The following is a 21,537-nucleotide window of genomic DNA, read 5'->3' as shown; positions in this document are numbered from 1 at the left end:
CTCTGGGTCGACGATCTCCTGATGCAGTTCGGGATTATTGGGACGCAATGCGTTGATACAATGTCCATGGCTCAGCTGCGGCCAGTATGCTGAAGCCATCGACCTGTTGCCGAAATGAATCTACAGCACAGATCACGACAGTATCCGCTTTGGCCTGAGACAAGACAGCCAGGGCCGACGAAACTGTGTAATCGGAACCCCTACTGATTTGCCGCGTTGCAAGTTGTATATCGCTCAGTGATCCGAGAAGCCGGATGGGTTGTTGTGTCGGATTGGAAAATGTCGGGACAGCGGTGCCGTTGAATACCATAAGAAAAGACAGAGGGATGCAACTGGGTCTGAATATCTGAGGGTCTCTGGTTTCTTCCAGATATGCACCTGCCCCAAGGCTGAGCGTGTCGTGGTTGTCGAGCGCGTCGAGAAATGCTGCGTAATTCCTGCCATCCTGATACCACCCGGTGGTCAGCACCAGATTCCGAACCAGCAACAGCCCGGCGAGCGTTGCAACCGCGGCTTGTCGGTAAGATGGTTTTGCGCCCGGGTTCAGAGACAGGCCTGCCGCTAGAAGCGTCAGCAACAGAAGGGGGGTGCGCTCACTGAGATGCCCGACACCAAACAGGTTTGGCGGTATGATCAGAACCAGCACGGTGCAGAGTGAAACGGCAAGCTTCATGCGTTTTTCTATGCGCCAGACACCGGTCAGAAGGCCGCAGATCAACATTCCCCATAAGACAATGCCAAACACATAGTCGAACGAGCGCCAGGTTGAATCCGCCACCCGCAGAAAACCATCAATGCGCCAAAAGATTTCAGTGCTCAGTCGGCTCCACAGGGTTCCTTTTTCAGCATGTGCCAGCAAGTTTGAGACCGGAGATGCCGCGCCGCCACCTGCGGTCTTCGTTTGCAGGAAAAGCAACGCCGGGGCGATGGCGATCAAAGCCAGCCTGCTAGCCCGTCGCGCAAGTGTGGCAAAACCCGGGTAACCGGCGCGAAGCGCCAGTGACAGCTCGACCATGCCCAGTATCAGACCCCAAAGCGCGAATGCGAAGCCGTGGATAAAAAACAGCAGAAGACCCAGCACAGATGTCACGAGCAGCTGGCGTGTCGGGCGGTCCTGTGTTGCAATCCAATACCCGGTTGCGCCCAAAAGAACGCCAAGCCCAAGCAGAAAGTTCGAAAAACCCCAGATCAGGATGTGGTTATAGGCAACCAGCCCGGCCAGCAGCACGTTCAGTATCGCGATCCGGCCGTGCAGGACATGCGACAGATAAAGGACGCCAACAAAGGGTGCGGCGATGATAAGCCCGGCGATCAGCTTGGCCCCAAGCAACGGGTGAAGCACCTTCATGATGCTCACGCCGACAATATCGAGACCGAGATTTGGTAGCAGATGCCAGGCAGCTTCGTAATGCTGTTGCAGCGATTTTGAATCCGGCAGGTTCGCCAGAACATAGTAGCGTGCAATGTGGGCATAGAAATCCGTCAAAGGCAGAACGGGCGTCACGAACAACGGAATAAGACTCACGAATATGGTCAGTACCAGAATCGTGCGCTGGACGTCACTATCGATAGACGTATTCATCTTTGCCGTACACTCATACTCTTTTCATACACTCAATAATTAAACGTTTTGTCGGCCAACAATCAGAACCACCTCACCATACAGTTATTAAGTTCAGAAGTGGTTTGAAATTTTTTAAATACATCTACCATGAGGCACAGGTGTGGCGGCCGTACAAATTAGCAACGCCCATCACACCAATGCGGACCGGCTTCATCAAAACCGTCAAAGGAACCTCCCCGCAGCACTGATGCTGCGAGGGACATAGCCGGGTCGCTTCAATCACCTATTGGACACGTTTGTTTGAGGTATCGACGCAGGTTGAAACGCGTTAGGGCTTAAGGGTGAAGCGCCGCCCAAGGGTCAAAAAGACCGAGCTTGAGCTTGCCGAAAAGCCGTTCTGGTCGTCCTTTTCGTATTCATATCCCACGTTCATCGCCCAATCTCTTGTAATTGCGCGGGAATAAGACGCAGTGAACGTGCCGCGCGTGCGCGGGTTTGACGGGCCTGAGCCCTCAGTTTCCTGATCAATGATATCAGCGCTAAAAGAGAGGGCGGACACAGGGTTGATGAAATAGTCATATGTCAGAAAGGCCAACGTCTGGCGAGTTTCCAAGCTGTCTGTGCTGGTGCCGACCCGGCGTTGGATCGTCGCCCCGATCCGAGAACTAGGCAGTTGGTACGAATAGTCGATCTGACCGATCGGAGTTACCTCATCAAATGGCCCGCGGGTAAATCCTACGTCGAAACTCAACGTTCCGTTAGCCCGCTGATAGCTGCGTCCGGCCGTTGCGTTTATTCTGGAACCGTTCACTCCGAATGTCTGATCAATCTGAGCGACGGCAGCTCCGTCCGACAGGGTTCTGTTCCAGGCGAAGTTCCAGACGAAGTCTTCGGTTACGTCATTCGTGTTGGTTGCACGTTCTGTATTGTCCACCTGGCTGTAGCCGATATTGACGCTGACGGCAGTAACAGAGGAAGTATTGTAGGTTCCCCCCGCTGAAACTGTGGTTGTCTGTCGATCAGTTCGTACGCTGTCATCTGCGGCGAAATCTCTGTAATCGACCCGCAGGTTTCCAAGCAAGATTGGAGAAAACCGGAACAATACGGTCGCGGTATAATCGTCTGACCTGTTATCGAACAGGTTCGGGTCGATCGTGTCCTGATAAGTTCTTTCTCGGTGGCTATAGTCGAACTGGAATCCAATTGGGGCATTCAAACCTGTTGCCCAATTCAAATCCCCGCGGGTGTTGACCTGATCTCCGATAGTGCCGATCACGTCGGAGGCATCGATGATGCCATCCAGGTTGGTGTCTGTAAGCGACCGGTTAAAGGCCAGATCTCTTTCCTGGTACTCCAACAGCAGACCAAGCTGGCTGTTGGAGCGTAAACGTTGATACGCTAGTCGAGCGGACGGGTCTGAAAACGACGATTCAGTCCCTATGATAGGTTCGTTGGCGATTCGGTATAAACCCGACAGATCGAAAGCCAGAGAGGAATCGGATGCTTGCCTCAGGACACTCAGGGCAAGTGTGTTTTCCCACCATGTTGTCGATCCAAGCGACGGGTCAGTCAGCCTGAGGTTGTTGTCATGCCTGAGCGACGTCAGATAATCCAATGTAACACTCAGGCCGGTTCCCGTGCCGGTCGGTTGGATGGTCGTGGGCAGACCAACCTGACGGGCCGGGTTCCGTAGGGCCTGTTGCGCGATCAACTGTTGGCTAGGTGTTTGCTGCACAAGCGTTGATGGCGCAGTAGCCTGCTGCAGGGTCGTTTGCGCAGAAGTTGTTGGCAGTGCCGTCGTCTGCTGTACGGGTGCCTGTGGTATTTGGGCCTGTTGACCGATTGCTGGCGTCAGTGAAACTGCAAAAACTATCCCGCCCCCTAACGCAGAGGATAGCTTGTTCCTGAATTTCCCCACCTGTATAGCCCCTATTCGAACAAGCGGCGTGCTGGTACGACAACAACGTCTCCGGGCTTAAGTATGGTATTACCTTGAATGCCGCCGCCCGAGCCATTGTAGTTATAAGTGTATTTTTTCATCACGCCTGTTTTAGTGTCAGCCCGACGCAATTCGACGCGTTTGCGGGCCGCGAAATTGGTCAGGCCGCCAGCCTGCGCCAAAACCTGAAGAATGGTCGTACCTTCTGTCGCAAGGTACTTTCCGGGTATGGTGACCTCGCCCATTATGAAGACCTCGATCGTCGGTCCGGTCGGGGCAAGCGCGCCCAGCAATGGAGGCGGTGCAAGCGAAGCCACCGAGATAAATACGGTCGGCGGTGTATTAAAGTTTGAAGACAGCGCCGACGAGAGAGATGAGCTAAGTCCATTTGTGGATTGGCCGGCTGCCCGAAGCGATCCGGCTAATGGAAAGTTAATGGAGCCATCCGGCAGAACCAGAATGGTTCGATTGAGGGTGGGATCTTCTAGAACTTCGACCTGAAGCGCGTCGCCGGGCTGGATTTGATACGAACCCTGTGCCCATGACACTGTCGCCATGACCATGGCAACAATAAGAGTGATTAATGACCCTACAACTGTACGCATAATTAAATCTTTCACTTTTCCCTCCTTTTATGCCTTTACGTAATTCGCAAAACAATCTGCCGGATATTTGAAAGGGGCGTGGTGCGGCAGAAATGCAGCGCTTCTTTCCTTCTCTCATTGCCCGGCGATACTTGCCGCGCTCAACTGCTTAATTTCGGTCTCCAACGTTGGAATAACATTTAACGGAACCCCGGTTTCTTGTGCGGCCCTAAAGGCACGCAAGGCGTCCTGCGGTCGGTCAACTGCGGCATAGGTCTTGCCCAGATGGTAAAGAACCAAAGGTTGATCCGGGAGAGCCCTGGCCGCTGGTTCGAGATAGATGAGTGCCTGTTCATAATTGCCCAGCCGATAGGCAACCCAGCCATAGGTATCCTGATACGCAGGGATTCTGGTGCCACGCAGTCGTTGCACCAGATGCTGTGCCCGTTGCAGGCTTTCATCGTCATGGCGGTGTGTTGTCAGAAGATTGGCCAGATTGTTGGCCACAACCAGAGATCGGTTGCTGATCGGGTACAGCTTTTCATAGACTGTGATTGCCTGATCCAATTTTCCGGCGCGTTCGTATTCTGTGGCCTGCAGCATCAGGATATCTGGATCTTCCGGCAGGACGATCACCGCTTCATTCAGTACGGATTGGGCCTGTTCCGGCCTTTCGCGCTCAACCTGCAGTGAAAACAAGGCCAGCCAGGCCCGGGTGGCCTCGGGACGATCCCTGAGGATCGCGCGGTAGAGCTGCTCAGCGTCTTCGAGCTTGTTCTCACTGGTCAATGCGCGCGCTTTCACAAAACGCAGGGCCAGCGAGTTGGGATTTCCCATGAGTAATTCATCGAGGCGTTCGATGGCACCGGTCACGTCGCCCTGTGTCAGCATCAGCCGGATGAGTGCAATGTCGGCGGACAACCCAAATTCAGGGTCGTTTGCCAGTTCTTCCAGAAAAGCCGCTAGTTCATCCATCCGCTTTTGGGTCGACAGCATTTGTGCTCTGAGCTCGTCTAGCCGTTGACGCGCGTTGGGGTCGTCCAGATTGCGGACGGTGTTCAGCGCCGCCTCGAGCCGCTCCCAGTTTTGCAGGTTCAAATACACACTGCCGAGAGCCAATAACAATTCAGAGTTCTCGGGGTTCTGGTAGAGAGCGTCGTTCAATACACGTTCGGCGACTTTTAGATTTTCCTCGGCAATCAGATGCCGGGCATAATTCAGCGTTTCTTCCGGTGCATTCCGGGACACCTCTGTTGCAAGTGCCAGCATTTCACCCATCAGTTCACGATCGCCGTCGCGCTCATGCGCACGGGCCATCAAGGTCATAAGCTGTGAATCCCGAGGCGTTGCATGCAGTGCTTTGCGCAAAAGCACGATTGCGTCGTCGATCTTATCTTCCTCAATCAGCCATGCTGCCTTCAGTTTTACAGCTTCGGTCTGTGTCGGATCGTCAGTCAGGATTTGTTCGATTACAGCCCGCCCTTCCTGGGGCTTGCCGACAATCAATAGCATCCGGGCGAACTCCACTTCGCTTTCGCGGGTCTGTGTGGTTCGTTCGGCATTTTCAAGCAATTCCTGCATCTCACCAAGTGCGGTTTGCGTGTCTCCGAGTTGGAATTTTAGAACCGCCCGCATTGTCTTGAAGCGTGGCGTATTGATCCCGCCCAAAGCAATGATGTCATCCAGCTCGGCAATTGCTGCATCGGTGCCACGGTACTCTTCCAGAAACGCTATGAGCCTTTGTATCGAAAGCGGATCCGGCGCTTCTGGCTCTGCCTGATCGCGCAGAACGCCTTCGGCGGCATCCAGTTGCTTCTGGTTGACATAGTGCTCAAAGAGCCTCTGCTGCACGCTCGTATCCTCGGGGAAGATCTGCAGCATCTGCATCAGCTGTTTTTCGATTTCCTCGGGCTTGTGTAGTTCCTGCAATGCACGGAGCCGAATATCATACAACTTGTCCTGTTGTGGCGCAAAGCTCAGGGCCGTGTCGGCTTCGCTCAATACAGTCGCCCAATCCTGAGAACGGACCAGATCGTCAATGACAATCTGCCGTGCGGACATTAAGTCGGGGCGGTCATTCAATATTTCATAAGCGGTGTTGACGGTGAGATCTGCTTCGGCCGTGTTTTTGGCCTCGACTGCTTCGGTATAGGCCAGTGTGTTGTTGAGGGATTGGATTTCGATGTCATTGGGGGCAAGTTCTTTTGCTACCCCTGCGTACCGCCGCAGGTCTTCCCAATTTTCTGTTTCCAAAGCCATCTCGGACAAAGCGCGATGCCCTTCGAAATTGTCCGGATACTGTTCCACCAACTGCAGATACTGACTGTACGCGATAGAGACATTGCCCCGTTCGCGTTCCAATCGGGCAAGGGTCAGGCGGGCTTCTTTGTGTTGGCTATTCAGTTTGAAGACGTTTTTGAATTCAATCAGTGCGCGCTCAACCTCACCTTTTTCAAGATAGGCCAGACCCGCCTGGTAATGCGCCTCAGCCCGTTCTTCAGCCGAGTCACATGCACTCATCAACAGAGTCGCGGCCAAAAATACAACCGCGAGGCCCTTGCTGATGGCGAATCTTGTTACGCTCAATGCTGTCCTCCCGCAGAGTCTACGAAAGATATGGACCAAGGGGCGTGCCCGGTCTCAGCAACCGGTGCCACGCAGAACAACTAAAATGGTCCGGGTCAGGATGGAGAGATCAGTGCCGAATGACATGCTCTTCCAATATTCAGTATCGTGAAACGCGCGCTCGGCAAAGGAGGATTGGTTTCGCCTTGAAACCTGCCACGGCCCCGAAATGCCAGGACGCATAGAGGTATAGAACTTGCCGGGGTAAAGCGTTCGCTGGTTAACCATCATCGGGCGGGGCCCGACCATAGACATATCGCCCACAAAAACGTTCCAGAACTGCGGCAGCTCATCCATGGATGATTTACGCAGAAGCGATCCGAACTTGATGATGCGTGGGTCATTGCGGAGCTTCTGGTTGCGGTTCCACTCATCCCGGGCCTCGGGGTTGGATGCCAGATGTTCCTTAAGCACCGCCTCAGCATCATGCACCATGGTGCGCAGCTTGAGCATTTTGAAGGTCTGGCCGTTTTTGCCAACCCGATCCTGCCGGTAGAACGGGGCTACGCCCTGACAAGCCAGAAACACCGCCAGAAAGAATACCAGCGGCACAACAAATGGAATCGCCAGAAACACAAACGCCAGATCAAAGGCACGTTTCCCTAAGCTTCTGTAGAGGCCTGGGGTGTTCGCCGAAGCGGGTATAACAGGGATTTCAGAGTAGCCAGTGTCGGCTACATCCTTTGAATGAATTGTCACTATTTAAACCCCCAGCGCACACAAAAAGCCATGAACTGACTACCGAACTCATAAACCGACTACGCTCAACCTCAGTTTATATGTAAAATATTCTATATTATTATGTCTTTTCGCCCTGCCGTTACACACAAGCCGGCAGAATATTCTGCCCGCAATTGTTAACAAATTCCGGTCATCTTGCAAAACATTAATCCTGTCTGGGCTGCCTGGCGTTCATGAAAATAGGAAGCAATTCTGTGTTGTAGGGCCTGATCTGATGAAGTTCTTCAAGTATCTGTTTGTCAATTGAGCACAATTAGAAGGTTTTGGGCTCTTTGGTTCCTTGGCGGGAACTATTGAAGACGGCAGAGGTTTTGTCTGCCTTCTCTGCCTTTGACTTGTTTGCCGCTTTTCTGGTCAGGTTTCTCAGGAGTTTGACAAGCATCGCTGCGGGTACCCGTCTTGATTGATAGGGTAACAAAGTCAAATCAATACGTGTGAAGTTTAGTGCTGATTGCTACCTTTGTTTTGTGGCAGAGTGATGCCCAGGTACTTTAGATTTATGTGGTATGCTCGTTGAGTAAGAGGTTTCTGGTGGTTCAGAGTATGGGTGTAGGTAATCTCCGGGGGGCCAGTACGAGGTTTGACAAGGCGGAAGGCAACCGTGGTGCAATGGCGTCCAATGACGGGTTTTATCTAGAATTCTTCGGGCTGGACCGGCGCCCTTTCACGCTGCTTCCAGACCCTGGGTTCCTGTATTGGTCTCCGCTGCACAAGCGCGGTTATTCTGTCCTGCAATTCGGCATCATGAGCTGCGCGCCGATCACGGTACTGACGGGCGAAATTGGTGCCGGAAAAACAACGCTGGTTCAGCACCTTCTGAGCGAAATGCAACAGGAGATTACGGTTGGGCTGATTTCGAACGCTCAGGGAGGTCGGGGAGAGTTGTTGCAGTGGGTGCTGCACGCATTGGGCCTGCCGATCGAAAAAGATGCGGCCTATGTACAGCTGTTCCGGGCGCTGCAGGATTTTCTTGTCTCGGAGTATGCCGCAGGGCGGCGTGTGGTTCTGATTTTTGACGAGGCGCAGAACCTGACGGTCGAGGGATTAGAAGAAATCCGCATGTTGACCAATATTAATGCCAATACGGACGAGTTGATCCAGCTTGTTCTGGTTGGGCAGCCTGAATTGCGGGATTTGGTCATGGATCCCAAGATGCGCCAGCTGACGCAAAGGGTGGCGGCAAGTTTTCATCTGGAACGAATGGATGAAGCATCGGTCGAAGCCTATATCAGGCACAGGATGAAGACCGCCGGTGGTTCAGGCGAAGAATTCACGGAAGACGCCTGCAAGCTGATTTTTCAGCAGACCCGCGGTGTCCCGCGTCTGGTGAACCAGTTCTGCGATTTTGCCCTGCTGTATGCCTGGACGAACGAGGCGGACAAAGTTGACGAAGACGTTGTCAATCAGGTTGTTGACGACGGTGTATTCTTTGGCGGAAATTCACTTGAGAAGGAGCTGATAGTCTGAAATGGGCCCGGTTCGTTACTATTCTTCCATATTTCTGAGGCGGCTCCCGTATTTCCTCATTGTGGCGTTGGTTGTTTCGGTGGCTTCCATCATTATCGCGATGACTTTGCCGTCGACCTACGTATCGCAGATGCGGCTGATTGTTGAATCCCCGCAGATTCCGGGCAACCTTGCAGCCAGCACAGTCAATACCACTGCCGGTGAACAACTGCAGATCGTTGAGCAACGCCTGCTCACTCGACCGGTCCTGTTGGACATCGCACGAAAGCAGCTGGTTCTGGACAATCTCGACGACGCATCTCCGGATCAAATCGTAGATGCGATGCGGGCGAACACAAATATCCGCATCAACTCGGGTCTGAACCAAGCCAGCCTGATGAGCATTTCCTTCGAAGCCAGGACAGGTCAGGTTGCAGCCGGGGTGCTCAATGAGTACCTGACGGAAATCCAGAAACTCGACGTGTCCTACCGTAAGGGACGCGCTGCAGATACGCTGAGCTTTTTTCAACAGGAAGTTGATCGTCTCGGGAAAGAGCTTGATAAACGCAGCGCCCGGATACTCGAATTCGAGAGAGAAAATTCCGACGCCCTGCCGAGTAACCTGCAGTTCCGGACGGCGCAGCAAGCGGCATTGCAGACTAATCTAGAACAAACGGATCAGCAGATTTTCTCGCTTAAAAGCCAGCGCGAGAAACTTTTGGAGATTTATGGTTCGACCGGCCAGATCGTTGGCGTAACGCCGCAAAACAAAACAACTGCGCAGTTGCAGCTGGATCAGTTGCGGAACGAGCTCGACTCGAAGCTCGCGGTCTATTCGGAAGCCAATCCACAGATAAGGCTTCTGCGCGCCAGAATTGCCAAGCTGGAAGAGACTGTAGCCGTTGAGCAGGCAGCCAATGCTGCGGCCACCAACCCTCAGACGGGCAACTCGACACTGGACCTGCAACTGGCTCAGATTGATTCTCAGATTTCGGCCCTTGAGGATCAAAGGGTTTCGATTGTAGATCGCCTGGCCAAGCTGACACTGACGATCGACCAAACTCCGGCCAACGCGATCGCGCTTGCGGAACTGCAGCGGGATCATGACAACATCCAGGCCCAGTATAACAGTGTTGTCGGTCGATTGGCCGCGGCATCGACCGGTGAACGGATCGAAGTGACATCGCAGGGTCAGCGCATCTCGGTGATCGAATATCCTGTGGCACCAAGTTCGCCAACAAAACCCAACCGCATGATGATTGCCGGAGGGGGGGTCACCTTTGGTATTTTGTTGGGCGCGGCTTTGGTTTTTCTGTTGGAAGTCCTGAACCGATCCATACGTCGACCCGAGGATCTGATTAACAAACTCGATGTATGGCCTATTGCCACCATTCCCTATGCGCCCTCACGTGGCGAGATGATCCGGCGCCGGGTCGCCTGGGTTGTGGTTGTCCTGGCCATTCTGATTGGTGTTCCCGCAGCGGTCTGGGCCGTGCATACCTACTATTTGCCGCTAGATCTGATCGCTGAAAAAGTGATCGACAAGTTGGAGGTTTATTGGTGATTTTTATTCCTACAGGATTGGATAGGGCGTAATGGACCGTCTTCAGGTAGCAATTAAGAAGGCGCGCGAAGAACGCGCAAGCCGCCAGAGCGAACCGTTTGTGTTGACCGAGGACAATCTCCATGCTCCGCGGGGAAATGACGTTGGTTGGCAATCCCTGTCCGAATTGGAAGTCGACCAAACCCTTATTTCGCGCAACCGTCTGATGGCCTATAGCGGCGGCCCGGACGCAACGCCCTACGACATGTTGCGGACCAAGATGTTGCAACAGGCCCTGGCCAATGGATGGCGCCGGATAGCGTTGACCTCTCCTTACAGCGGGTGCGGCAAAAGTACGGCCGCGGCCAACCTGGCCTTCAGCCTGGGGCGGCAGGACGATCTGCGTACGATCGTGATCGATTTTGACATGCGGCGCAGGGGGCTGGCCGAGATACTCAGGCAAACTGGCCGCCACAGTATGGCTGATGTCATTCGGGGCAAAGTCCCGTTTCACGAACATGGGCGGCGGCACGGTGACAATGTGATTTTCGGACTGAATTACGCCCCGACACGTAATCCGGCGGAAGTTCTGCAAAGCCGCAAAACAATCGAGATGCTGGAGCAGCTTGAGGCGGATTACAAACCCGATGTCATTCTTTTCGATACGCCGCCACTGATGGCAAGTGACGACAGCCACGGATTTCTCAAGAATGTCGATTGCGCCCTGCTTCTGGCGGCGGCTGAAGAGACCAGCATCGACCATATCGATGTCGCAGAACGGCAGCTGGCAGAACTCACGAATGTCATGGGGATCGTTCTGAACAAATGTCGTTATATCAGTGGAACTTTCGGCTATGAGTACGGCTCTTACTGATCCGGCTCCGGTAGATGCGGTCATAATTCCCCATTACAACGATCCTCCCAGGCTTGAGCGATGCCTGAGGGCGTTGATGGAGAATGACATCGCCAACACCGAAATCGTGGTCGTGGACAATGCCTCTCCGGTCTCGCTGGATAGGGTGAGGCGGGCCTTCCCGGACGTGCGGTTCATCACCGAAACTAAGAAGGGAGCCGCACATGCTCGCAACAGGGGTGTTGCTGAGACCACAGCGCAGAGGTTGTTCTTCATCGATGCCGATTGTGTGCCGGCGTCTGACTGGCTGACGATCGGTCGCGAGATTGCAAACCTGGCGGACCTGATCGGAGGGCGTGTTGATGTTTTTGACGAAACCCCGCCGCCCCGCAGTGGTGCCGAGGCGTTCGAGGCGGTTTTTGCGTTCAACTTCCGCAGATACATCGAGGTTCAAGGGTTTTCCGGCGCGGGCAATCTGCTGACCCGGCGCGATGTGTTCGACGCGATTGGTGGATTTATCAACGGTGTGTCGGAAGATCAGGAATGGACTATGCGGGCTGTGTCTTGCGGGTATTCTCTGATCTACGAAGACCGATTGAGGGTCAGCCATCCGTCGCGACGAGACTGGCCCGCGCTTAAGGCCAAATGGCGCCGGACAACGCAAGAAGCATATCAGCTTAACGGTGGCGGGCTGGCCGCACGGTTGCGATGGGTGCTTCGTGGTCTGGCGATGCCTGCAAGCGCTGTCGTGCATACCCCGAAAGTCATGTCCAGCGACAAGTTGGCCTCGACGGGCGAGGTTGTACGGGCGATCTCCACATTGTTCAGGCTCAGATGCCAGCGCATGGTCTGGATGCTGCGTCAGGCCGCCGGAGGAACCATCTGATCGCGACTAAATAAAAAGTGCCGCACATCATATTTTTACCATAACATAGATTCCGCGTGGCATGTTTGTTGTTGGAAACCAGAGGGTTTAATGCGGCTTATTTTGGCGCGCCCGGAACAGTCTTGGCCTGAGTGCCGAATTGTTTGGGAACTGGTTCTGAAGGATGCGTCATACGAAGAAAAACCACAAAATTTGCGTGACTTGCGTATTTACCCTTCGTCACCCCAAAAACTTCGTGTAGCGTCAACCATGATGTACATACTGAGTGCAGGCGCTCAATTTTGCAGCCGAATACTATATTTTATTCGTTTGTAGTGCCTGATCGATTTAGAAAACCGACGCGAAGAAATACCGGTCGGGATATAACTGCAGAGAGCGCTGATGAACGCGTCTGATTTTGATCCCAACGACATGCATCTAACCGCCAAGCGGATTCTGGTTACGGGTGGCGCAGGCTTTCTCGGCTCGCACCTGTGCGAGGCCCTGCTGAAACAAGGGCACGAGGTTTTGTGTGTCGACAATTTTTTCACGGGTCGGCGCGGGAACCTGCACCACCTGCTACAAAACCCCCGCTTCGAGGTCATGCGCCATGACGTGACCTTTCCGCTGTATGTTGAAGTGGATGAGATTTACAATCTGGCCTGCCCGGCCTCTCCGTTCCATTACCAGCACGATCCGGTCCAGACGACCAAGACGGCTGTGCATGGTGCGATCAATATGCTGGGGCTGGCCAAGCGGGTCGGCGCACGAATTCTGCAGGCTTCGACATCCGAGATCTACGGCGATCCGCAAATTCACCCGCAAACCGAGGATTACGTCGGCCACGTCAACCCGATCGGTCCGCGCTCGTGCTATGACGAAGGCAAGCGCTGTGCCGAGACGTTGTTCTTCGATTACTATCGCCAGCACAACCTGCCGATCAAAGTGGCGCGGATTTTCAACACCTATGGTCCGCATATGCACCCCGATGACGGGCGCGTCGTGTCCAATTTCATCATGCAGGCCCTGAACGGAGAGCCCATCACTATCTATGGCGACGGCAGTCAGACCCGGTCCTTCTGCTTCGTTTCCGATCTGATCGACGGGCTGATCAAGCTGATGGAGTCCTCTGATGACGTGACTGGGCCGATCAATCTGGGCAATCCGGTGGAATTGAGCATCCGTGAACTGGCCGAGTCTGTGATCCGCCTGACCGGTTCGAAATCCGAACTGGTGCAGCGTCCGCTGCCGCCGGACGACCCGATCCAGCGTCAACCGGACATCACCCGGGCTCGGGAGCAGCTGGACTGGTCGCCCCACGTTCCGCTGGAAGAAGGGCTGGAAGCAACAATCGCCTATTTCCGGCGCATAGCTGTGGCGGCGGAGAACGCTGTAGAACGGATATGAACGTATCAGCTCCCTCTGATAAACCGTCTTGGAGAGTTGGAGTATTTCTGCTGTTTGCCATGGTGGTGCTTGCCTGTTTGTCTGCGCTTCTGATCAATGGCGGCCCCCTCTATTACTACGACACTGGCAGCTATATTCGACAGGGCAACGTGGCGCTGAACACTTTTCTGCCGATGGTTCCCGAGGGCGATAACGCCGGTGGAAGTTTCACTGCTGATAAAGACAATACGGCAACCGGTTCCCGGTCGCTGATATACGGCATTGTCATGGCTATCTTTTTTCGCGCCAATGCCCTTGCCGCCATTTCGTTCTTTCATCTGGCGAGCGTATTGCTGGCTGTATGGCTGCTGGCGCGCGTGGCCAATAGGTCCCTGGAAGATTCCCGTAACACGACCCTGCTGACCACAGTGCCACTACTGATAGCAGCCATCACCTCATTGCCTTTTTACATCGCCTACATGATGCCGGACATATTCGCGCCGGTTCTGCTGATCGTTATAGCAATATTAACAGCATTCGGCCGGTCCATGCAGGTTTGGGAATTGTTTCTGCTGACCGCGCTGGCTGTGTTTTCCGTCATTTCACACCCGTCACATCTGGCTATTGCAGGGCTTATGGTGCCTTTTGTCATCCTGGCCGCCCTAAGCGTTAAGACACCAGGACGCTGGCGGGCAGTGATGCTGGTTTTAATGATTCTCGCGATTGCCGTCGTCGAACGCAAAGCATTTCAGATCGCCGTGGAAACCAGAACAGATAAAGAGGTCGTCTACACACCTCATATCACCGCGCGGCTGATTGTTGACGGACCAGGTATGGACTACTTGGACGAGGTCTGCCCGAACGAAGATGTACCGACCTGTGCCTTGCACGAGGCGCTTTCATGGTCTGATGATCCCTATCGACTGACGGTATCGCATATCATTTTTGAGCGCTCCCCCAGGCTTGGATCATTCCGGCTCATGACAGCGGAAGACCGAAAGAACGTTGCGCTGGCCCAGCGTGACTTCGCCAAGGCAGTTTTCCTTTCCCGGCCCATTGCCACAACACTGGCACTGGCCGAGAATGGCTATCGCCAAATTCTGCGCGACAGCATTTGGATGACAATCCCGACGGAACAGGCGCTGGACAATGCCCGTCATCTTGCCAGGCTGGACGACGATGAGCAGGATCTGATTCAGGGCGGCCTGTTGTCGAAAGATCGCGGGTGGATCGAGGCGGTCGATATTCTGCATGGCACCGTCTACGCCGCATCATTTGTAACCATTGTGGTTCTGTTGCTGATACCGCGCAGCGTATCGCGGGACATCAAGCTGTTTGCCCTGTTCATCCTAATTGGAATTGCGGTCAACGCGCTGGTTTGTGGCGGCGTATCACAGCCGGCGGACCGCTATGGCGCGCGCGTGATGTGGTTATTGCCATTCACCGCGGCCTTTCTTCTTGTCGTAAGGTGGTCCGCAGCCCCGCGTGTCGTTACCGAAAGGGATTTGTGATGTCGGATCAATCTCTGTCCATTAGTGTCGTGATGCCCGCCTACAATGCCGAGCATCTGTTGCCCCGCGTTCTGACTCCCCTGATTAAGTTGCTGAATGCCGGTCAGGTACAGCAGGTTCTAGTTGTGGATGACCAATCCCCTGACGGCACGGCCGCGATTGCACGCGAGATAGGGGCGACGGTCCTGACAACACCGGTCAATGGTGGGCCGGGCGCGGCACGCAACCTAGCCGCACAGCACGCCACGGGTGATATACTATGGTTCGTTGATTCCGACGTCATCGCCTGGCCTGACGGACCGGAACATATCCGCCGCGCCATGTCCGAGGACAATGTCGCGGCTGTCTTCGGCTCGTATGACGATGCGCCGGACGGGCAGTCCTGGTTCTCGCGCTATAAAAACCTATTGCACCGCTACCACCATCAGCGCGCGCGACGCGAGGCCCGGACCTTCTGGGCTGGATGCGGCGCAATCCGGCGTGATGTCTTCCTTGAGGTCGGCGGGTTCGACGTAAAAACCTATGAAGTCCCCTCGATTGAAGATATCGAGCTGGGGTATCGGATTGCCAATGCCGGATACCGTATTCTTGTTGAGCCGCAATTGCAGGGCAAGCATTTGAAGGTCTGGACCATGCGCAACAGCCTCAGCACGGACATCTATTGCCGCGCCCTGCCCTGGGCCCGGCTGATGATCTCGCGGGAAGGGCTGACAGACGATCTGAACACCTCGATGGCCGAACGGGCCCGAGCCGCGATTGCGGGTTTGCTGCTGCTGTCGGTTCTGGCCCTGCCCGTCTGGCCGGGCACTTGGCCCCTGCCCTTACTGCTGCTTGTGGCGGCTTTGGTTGCAAATTTCGATTTGGTGCGCACGATGGCCGGGCATGGTGGGGCGTGGTTTGCCTTTAAATGCCTGCTGTATCACCAAGTCTACTACGTCTATTCGGCCGCGGTTTATGTCTGGTGCCTGTTCGAATATCACGTTCTGGGGCAAAAGCAGAAACTCCATGTCACCCGAAACTGAGTTTTTGGGCTCCGCAGCACGGATGCCGGATTTCCTAATCCTTGGCGCCGCGCGGGCCGGTACAACGGCGCTGTACAGCCATCTGCGGCAAAACCCGAGTATCTTTATGCCATCAGCCAAAGAGCCCAATTTCTTTGCCTTCGAGGGCGAAGCCTTGAATTTCTCTGGGCCGGGCGCGGACTATGTCAACAACTCGGTCACGCAGATCGCCGACTATCAAACTCTGTTTTCCCATGCGCCAGTGGAGGCGGTCTGCGGAGAAGCATCCCCGCTATATCTTTATGCACCCAAGGCGCCTGAACGCATTCATCGCCGTATTCCCCGGGTGCGTATGGTGGTTATTCTGCGAAATCCAATAGATCAGGCCTTGTCCCATTACCTTTATGCGGTAAAGCAACGGATCGAACCGCTCGAGGATTTTTCCGCTGCATTGGACGCCGAAAACGAACGGCTTGCCGCAGGTTGGCAACCCCTGTTTGGGTATTCGCGCTTTCCGCTCTATGCACAGCAATTATCGCGCTATTTCAAGCTTTTCGACCGCAGCCAATTCCTGATCCGAACCTATGAAGAATTTCAGGACGATCCGAAAGACGTCATCGACAGCATCACTGCATTCATCGGGGCCGATACAAGCTTCCAATCTGACCTGTCATCGCGGGTAAATGCCGGCGGCGTGCCGCGCAGCCGTCTGTTTCAGGATTTCCTGATGAAACCCAACCCGATCACCGGAATGATCGCCCGTGTCATGTCACAGGAACTGCGCTGGAAAATCAGGGATCGCCTGTCCCAATTCAACCTCAAACGCGAGGTGGAAATGCCAGACCGCGCACGCGCGATCCTGCGTGAGAGGTTGCTGCAGGAAATCGAAGACCTCGAACACCTTCTGGATCGCGACCTGAGCATCTGGCGGACCTGACCGGGTGAGTTAGCCGGGTGGCAACAATTTTTCCAAAATCCAGGGAATGTACATGCAGCACTGAGTGCTTTGAATTTCTGGTCGCACGCAACCGACAATACTTTGATTTTGAGCAACATGCTTTAGGATAGGCCCTGTGTTTTAAGCCCGTTACGCGGTTGATCGTAATTTTTGCCGGGCAAGGGTGGTTTAATAGTGACGGTTTTTCATGGACGAAATTGACAGAGCAACAGCCTCGTCGCGAATGACACCAGACAGTGAACCGCGCCGATTGTTCATGAGCCCTGTTCTTGCACGGCGTATCATTCTTTGTCTTTCGCTGCTCATGTGCGCCCTGGCACTGGCTTACCTGCTGTTGAAAATCACACAATTGTCTACCCTGCCCGCAGGGTATGATTTCCGGTTCATCTGGGTAGCCGGCGACATGTGGCATGCTGGCATAAACCCCTACGGGCCTGCGTATCTGGCGCATGGCGAAACCAATATAGATACCGGACATATCCCGGAATTATGGCCCTACCCACCGACATGGTGGGTGTTTGCCGCGCCTTTGGGTGCGCTGGATTTGAACACAGCAAATGTCGTCTGGAATATTTTCGGCCTTACCATTGTCATCGCAATTTGCTGCCTGCTGACCAGCGCCTTCACAACCGCCTTTCCCGAGCGCAGTCAGATGCTTGCCGATTTCACCGGAAGGCAGATCTATGTCCCCCTCTTCAGCGTGCTGTTCTTTCTTCTGGCAATCCTCGAAGCAACGGCGATCCTGTTTTCTGTTGGCCAGACAACGCTGGTCGCAGGGCTTGGTATTGCCGCGATGCTATGGAGCCGCGTCAGCGGGCGCATCTTCTTCGAAGCCGTCGGGTTGACGCTGGTATTGCTCAAGCCGCAGATCGGTGCGCCCTTTGTGGTTCTGTACCTGCTGTTCGATGCGCATTCCCGGAAAGTGGTTCTGATGGCCATTCTGCTTTCGGCCCTTCTGACACTGCCATCGCTTGTCACCGCCCCCAGCACCATTCTGGATTTCTTCCGCAATCTGGCCGCCTATGACGGCTTTACAATTGCCAACCTTCCGCAATCCATGACGGGCCTCCGGCTTATCATATGGGAAGTGACAGGTCTTGATGTCGGCAGTTCTGCTGCAACGATCATCACGCTCGCGATCATTCTGGCGCTGTGTTACGGCCCCACCCGGCTGACGCGGGCCAGCGACGCCAATGAACATACCTGGCAGGTTTTCGGATTGGCGAGCGCAGCTATCGTCGCGCTGGCCCCGCTGCATATTTATGACTTTGTGCTGCTGGCCGCGCCGCTTGCGCTGCTCTTCAGGGGGCGGGCCATCAGCATCGTGTTTGCGGGGCTTGGCGCCTTGCTGATCTGGCGATCGGAAAACCTTGCCGGTATCTGGGCCTTTCATGTGGAAGGGGTCGAGATTTTTCCAAGCTCGCGTTTGGCGACCATCGGCGCCTTGCTGTTTCTGGTGGCGGTTATCGACACTGTTCTGCAACTGAACAGAGAGAACGCCAACGCTTCAAACCAGCCTTCACGCGCATGACCGCCTTTATGAACTCATCGCCCGCGCCGTCACGACGGTTGAGGTTTGTGCTTGCCGCCTTTGCCGGGCTGGCAGCGGTGCTGATCTTCGCCGGTTCAGCGCAGGGTGCCCTGTCGGGTGTCCGCGATCTGGCGCATTGGTGGGTGCTGATGGTGGCGCTGTCGCTGGCCATCTTTTCCCTTTTTGCGCTGAAGGATCTGACACTGTCGGGTTTGATGCTGTTGCTTCTGTTTGTGGGTGGGGCATCGCAGTTTTATGTGACACAACCGCTTTGGTACCCCGCACTGCGTCTGCCACCCAGATCCGCAATCGAAATGGCAATGTATGCCATAATTATCGGGCAGGCCGTCCTTTCCGCCTTTGTGCTGTTCAGGCATTCAGGCGACACCAAAGTCTTGCAGGTTATTGGCGCTTTGGGGCCGAAACGCACCGTCGCATTCCTTTTGCTCAGCGGCACGTTCACCGTGCCGATCCTCAACCATCTGCGCCTGAACGAAATCGACGTCTATGTCCTTCAGCTTGTGATGGGGCTGTTCCTTGTGCTCATCAATCTGGTGACGGTGATCGCGCTCGCCGTCACCTTGCCCAGAGGGGTAAAATTGCCCACGGGCTGGCGATGGGCAGGCTGCATGGCGGCCGTCTTTCTGATAGCGACGCTGGTGCTGGAATGGTTCGCCTTTGAGCGGGTTCCCCATGTTCAGGATGAGCTTGCCTATATGTTTCAGGCCCAGACCTATGCGGGCGGAGCCCTGTATGTGCCCGCTTTGCCAGAGGGGCCCCGAGAGGCGTTTGAGCACTACCTGCTCGATCACCATGACGGGTATTGGATATCGGCTTTCACGCCCGGCTGGCCTGCGATGCTGGCATTGGGGGTTCTTCTTGGGGCGCCGTGGCTGGTGAACCCGCTTCTGGGCGTTGCGTCCATCTTTCTGGCGCAAGGCGTGGTGCAACGGTTAACGAATGCGCGCACAGCAAGCATCAGCATTCTGATCTTGGCGACCTCCCCCTGGTTCATTGCAATGTCCGCATCCCTTATGGCCCATACATTCGCGCTGTTTCTGCTTTTACTCGCGTGGCTTTTGATCCTGCGCGCCGAAGAAGGTGAATTGAAACGGGCCGTTTTACTGGTCTTCATTGCCGGGTTGTCGCTGGGATGGCTGTTTTTGACGCGAAACCTCGACGGTCTGCTGCTTGGAATTCTGACGGGTCTGTTTCTGTTGTGGCGTGGAGGTGTTTTGCGCCATCCCCTGACCGTGATCAGCTACAGCGCGGGATGTGTGGCAACCGGAAGCCTGATATTTTTCTACAATTACTATTTCACCGGAGATCCGCTGCTGACGACATTGTCGGACTATTATCACCGGGTTTGGATCGACGGATCAAACGCATTTGGGTTTGGTCAAAACATCGGCTCACCCGAAGGCTGGGGCCATATGGAATTGCGCACGCATGAGCACTCTGCATTCGAAGGCCTGATCAACACGCTCACTAACATTAGCGCGCTTCATACCGATTTCATGGGCTGGGGGATCGGGTCACTCGTATTTGTCTGGGTCTTGCTGATCTATGGCCGCATCGATGCCACGGACCGGATGATGCTGGCGATTATCTTTGTGGTAGCCGGTGCACATGCCCTTTATTGGTTCGCCGCCAGCTTCTACGTGGGCCCCCGATATTGGTTCATGATGATTGCCCCTCTGGTGATCCTGAGCGCCAGGGGGGTTCTGGTAGCAGGTGACCGACTGGCCTCGGTCGGTCTCTCTTCAGCGCCGGACAAACTGAACACTGTGCTTCTTATTCTGTGCCTGTTTTCCGTGACAATCTTTCTGTCTTATCGGGGCGTCACAAGATATCACGACCACCGCACCTATGACGATCACTACCGATCGCTGGTGTTGCCCGAAACAGAAGGCACCGCCCAACCGCTTGTCCTTGTTAAACCCCGTAGCCAGATCGCCTCGGCGTTTTTCTTCAATGATCCCTGGTTTCCATTGGACAAACCGGTTTACGCTAGGGATCTGGGGGGGGAAACGAATGAGGTCGTGATCAAAGCCTTTCCCGGCCGTCCTGTTCTGTTTTACGACGAGCGCGAAGAAACGTTTCGTCAAAAATAGGGTGCATTAAACCAGCGCCTTGGTGAAACGCCAGATTCTTTCGACACTGGCGTTCCGGCCCGGGTCAGAACTGTTTCGATGGCAATTGTTCGAAGGGCAGTTTCTCGACCTGATCAAAGCGTGGATTGCTTTCGTGGACATAGAACGTGTCGTAAAGCGAATTGCGCACAAAATGATAGCCGTTGGCAAACAGCAAGTCATTAAGCTCCGGCGTTGGGCGTTCGATCGTCATCGCCCGAAAACGGTATTTTTCGAACGGAAAGTTCCGCAGAATTCTGGTTTCCGACCCTTCGACATCCAGGCTGAAATAATCGATGTCTTTGGGGGCGTTGTATCGATCGAACACCTCGTCCAAAGGCACAGCTTCAACTGTGACAACCTTACCTTTCTCGCGGAACCTGGCCAGCTTGGTGGCGCGGCGCTCGGTCATGTTGTCGGCCTCATCAACCAGCAGGCTGCTGCGCTGGCCGTCGATCATGAATTCCAGCTTGCCCGGCTCAGGATCAACCGCCAGCGGAACGGGCGTTGCGGTGCGGTTATGCCAGGATGTGATGCGGTCGTAATTGATCGGGTTAGGCTCGATCAAAAGTCCGTTCCAGCCATAATGTTTTTCCAGAATGAACGTGTTTGAATCAGAAAATCCGTCAGCAGCGCCAAGCTCGACAAAGAAGCCATCACGCATGCCATTGTAGACTTCGTTGATCACCCAGATGTCCTGCCCCCTGTCCGAGACGCGTGTAGGCAAATATCCAAGATTGTTCATCGCGAAGCGACGGCTGATATTTTTGGCGCTGACCACGCCGATATAAGCGAAATAGGCGGGTTTCTGGAGGACCGGGTACGATTCAACCAGTTTGGCAAGATTTTCCTTCATAA

Annotated in this window: 16 protein-coding genes; 10 read left to right on the top strand and 6 right to left on the bottom strand. The window is 54.6% G+C overall.

Annotated features, from left to right (window positions below; translation table 11 throughout):
• Positions 1 to 34: 34 nt before the first annotated feature.
• From ACR0JB_RS20375 to ACR0JB_RS20355, 5 genes are all read right to left on the bottom strand, one after another.
• Positions 35 to 1,582, bottom strand: a complete 1,548-nt coding sequence (locus tag ACR0JB_RS20375; RefSeq protein ID WP_170399776.1) for a hypothetical protein — start codon at positions 1,580 to 1,582, stop codon at positions 35 to 37.
• A gap of 310 nt (positions 1,583 to 1,892) precedes the next feature.
• A complete protein-coding gene (locus tag ACR0JB_RS20370) occupies positions 1,893 to 3,299 on the bottom strand; it encodes a hypothetical protein (protein ID WP_170399772.1) in 1,407 nt (468 codons plus the stop codon).
• 194 nt (positions 3,300 to 3,493) lie between these two features.
• On the bottom strand, positions 3,494 to 4,123 hold the full coding sequence (locus ACR0JB_RS20365; protein ID WP_170399769.1) for a polysaccharide biosynthesis/export family protein: 630 nt from the start codon (positions 4,121 to 4,123) through the stop codon (positions 3,494 to 3,496).
• A 99-nt stretch (positions 4,124 to 4,222) separates the two neighbouring features.
• Positions 4,223 to 6,673: a tetratricopeptide repeat protein gene (locus tag ACR0JB_RS20360; RefSeq protein WP_170399767.1), complete on the bottom strand. Its 2,451-nt coding sequence runs from the start codon at positions 6,671 to 6,673 to the stop codon at positions 4,223 to 4,225.
• 54 nt (positions 6,674 to 6,727) lie between these two features.
• Positions 6,728 to 7,411: a sugar transferase gene (locus ACR0JB_RS20355; RefSeq protein WP_367648278.1), complete on the bottom strand. Its 684-nt coding sequence runs from the start codon at positions 7,409 to 7,411 to the stop codon at positions 6,728 to 6,730.
• Positions 7,412 to 7,984: 573 nt separating this feature from the next.
• On the opposite strand from ACR0JB_RS20355, the gene ACR0JB_RS20350 reads away from it, so the two are divergent.
• The 10 genes from ACR0JB_RS20350 (at position 7,985) to ACR0JB_RS20305 (ending at position 20,661) form a co-directional block, all read left to right on the top strand.
• Positions 7,985 to 8,920 carry an ExeA family protein gene (locus ACR0JB_RS20350; RefSeq protein ID WP_367648497.1) on the top strand — a complete coding sequence of 312 codons (936 nt, stop codon included), beginning with the start codon at positions 7,985 to 7,987 and terminating at the stop codon, positions 8,918 to 8,920.
• Between the two features lie 79 nt (positions 8,921 to 8,999).
• Complete coding sequence (locus ACR0JB_RS20345; RefSeq protein WP_170399760.1) at positions 9,000 to 10,463, top strand: GumC family protein; 1,464 nt, start codon at positions 9,000 to 9,002, stop codon at positions 10,461 to 10,463.
• Between the two features lie 31 nt (positions 10,464 to 10,494).
• Entirely contained in the window at positions 10,495 to 11,316 is an 822-nt protein-coding gene (locus ACR0JB_RS20340; protein WP_170399757.1) for a CpsD/CapB family tyrosine-protein kinase, read from the top strand.
• Complete coding sequence (locus ACR0JB_RS20335) at positions 11,297 to 12,181, top strand: glycosyltransferase family 2 protein (protein WP_170399753.1); 885 nt, start codon at positions 11,297 to 11,299, stop codon at positions 12,179 to 12,181. Before ACR0JB_RS20340 ends, ACR0JB_RS20335 begins: the two co-directional genes overlap by 20 nt.
• Before the next feature lie 381 nt (positions 12,182 to 12,562).
• Positions 12,563 to 13,567: a UDP-glucuronic acid decarboxylase family protein gene (locus ACR0JB_RS20330; protein ID WP_437436483.1), complete on the top strand. Its 1,005-nt coding sequence runs from the start codon at positions 12,563 to 12,565 to the stop codon at positions 13,565 to 13,567.
• Positions 13,564 to 15,057 (top strand): hypothetical protein, encoded by a 1,494-nt coding sequence (locus ACR0JB_RS20325; protein ID WP_170399750.1) that lies wholly within the window; start codon positions 13,564 to 13,566, stop codon positions 15,055 to 15,057. Before ACR0JB_RS20330 ends, ACR0JB_RS20325 begins: the two co-directional genes overlap by 4 nt.
• Entirely contained in the window at positions 15,057 to 16,079 is a 1,023-nt protein-coding gene (locus tag ACR0JB_RS20320) for a glycosyltransferase family 2 protein (RefSeq protein ID WP_170399747.1), read from the top strand. Before ACR0JB_RS20325 ends, ACR0JB_RS20320 begins: the two co-directional genes overlap by 1 nt.
• On the top strand, positions 16,063 to 16,995 hold the full coding sequence (locus ACR0JB_RS20315; RefSeq protein ID WP_170399745.1) for a sulfotransferase domain-containing protein: 933 nt from the start codon (positions 16,063 to 16,065) through the stop codon (positions 16,993 to 16,995). The genes ACR0JB_RS20320 and ACR0JB_RS20315 overlap by 17 nt, the downstream gene beginning before the upstream one ends.
• A gap of 277 nt (positions 16,996 to 17,272) precedes the next feature.
• Positions 17,273 to 18,547, top strand: a complete 1,275-nt coding sequence (locus tag ACR0JB_RS20310) for a glycosyltransferase family 87 protein (RefSeq protein ID WP_170399742.1) — start codon at positions 17,273 to 17,275, stop codon at positions 18,545 to 18,547.
• 8 nt (positions 18,548 to 18,555) lie between these two features.
• Positions 18,556 to 20,661: a glycosyltransferase family 39 protein gene (locus ACR0JB_RS20305; RefSeq protein WP_480790244.1), complete on the top strand. Its 2,106-nt coding sequence runs from the start codon at positions 18,556 to 18,558 to the stop codon at positions 20,659 to 20,661.
• 64 nt (positions 20,662 to 20,725) lie between these two features.
• Here ACR0JB_RS20305 and ACR0JB_RS20300 read toward each other — a convergent pair whose 3' ends face one another.
• The gene (locus ACR0JB_RS20300; RefSeq protein ID WP_170399736.1) at positions 20,726 to 21,535 is read right to left on the bottom strand and encodes an FkbM family methyltransferase; all 810 of its coding nucleotides are present in this window, start codon (positions 21,533 to 21,535) and stop codon (positions 20,726 to 20,728) included.
• Positions 21,536 to 21,537 lie beyond the last annotated feature (2 nt).

It is taken from the genome of Ruegeria sp. BI7, assembly GCF_056537925.1.
Note: the sequence above shows the minus strand (reverse complement) of the source record. Positions and strands in the feature narration are given on the sequence as shown.

Coding starts and splice junctions, on each gene's coding strand:
- ACR0JB_RS20315 (WP_170399745.1), top strand. CDS start 16,063: ATGTCACCCGAAACTGAGTTTTTGGGCTCCGCAGCACGGATGCCGGAT.
- ACR0JB_RS20325 (WP_170399750.1), top strand. CDS start 13,564: ATGAACGTATCAGCTCCCTCTGATAAACCGTCTTGGAGAGTTGGAGTA.
- ACR0JB_RS20330 (WP_437436483.1), top strand. CDS start 12,563: ATGAACGCGTCTGATTTTGATCCCAACGACATGCATCTAACCGCCAAG.
- ACR0JB_RS20300 (WP_170399736.1), bottom strand. CDS start 21,535: ATGAAGGAAAATCTTGCCAAACTGGTTGAATCGTACCCGGTCCTCCAG.
- ACR0JB_RS20320 (WP_170399747.1), top strand. CDS start 15,057: ATGTCGGATCAATCTCTGTCCATTAGTGTCGTGATGCCCGCCTACAAT.
- ACR0JB_RS20335 (WP_170399753.1), top strand. CDS start 11,297: ATGAGTACGGCTCTTACTGATCCGGCTCCGGTAGATGCGGTCATAATT.
- ACR0JB_RS20375 (WP_170399776.1), bottom strand. CDS start 1,582: ATGAATACGTCTATCGATAGTGACGTCCAGCGCACGATTCTGGTACTG.
- ACR0JB_RS20310 (WP_170399742.1), top strand. CDS start 17,273: ATGAGCCCTGTTCTTGCACGGCGTATCATTCTTTGTCTTTCGCTGCTC.
- ACR0JB_RS20340 (WP_170399757.1), top strand. CDS start 10,495: ATGGACCGTCTTCAGGTAGCAATTAAGAAGGCGCGCGAAGAACGCGCA.
- ACR0JB_RS20305 (WP_480790244.1), top strand. CDS start 18,556: ATGAACTCATCGCCCGCGCCGTCACGACGGTTGAGGTTTGTGCTTGCC.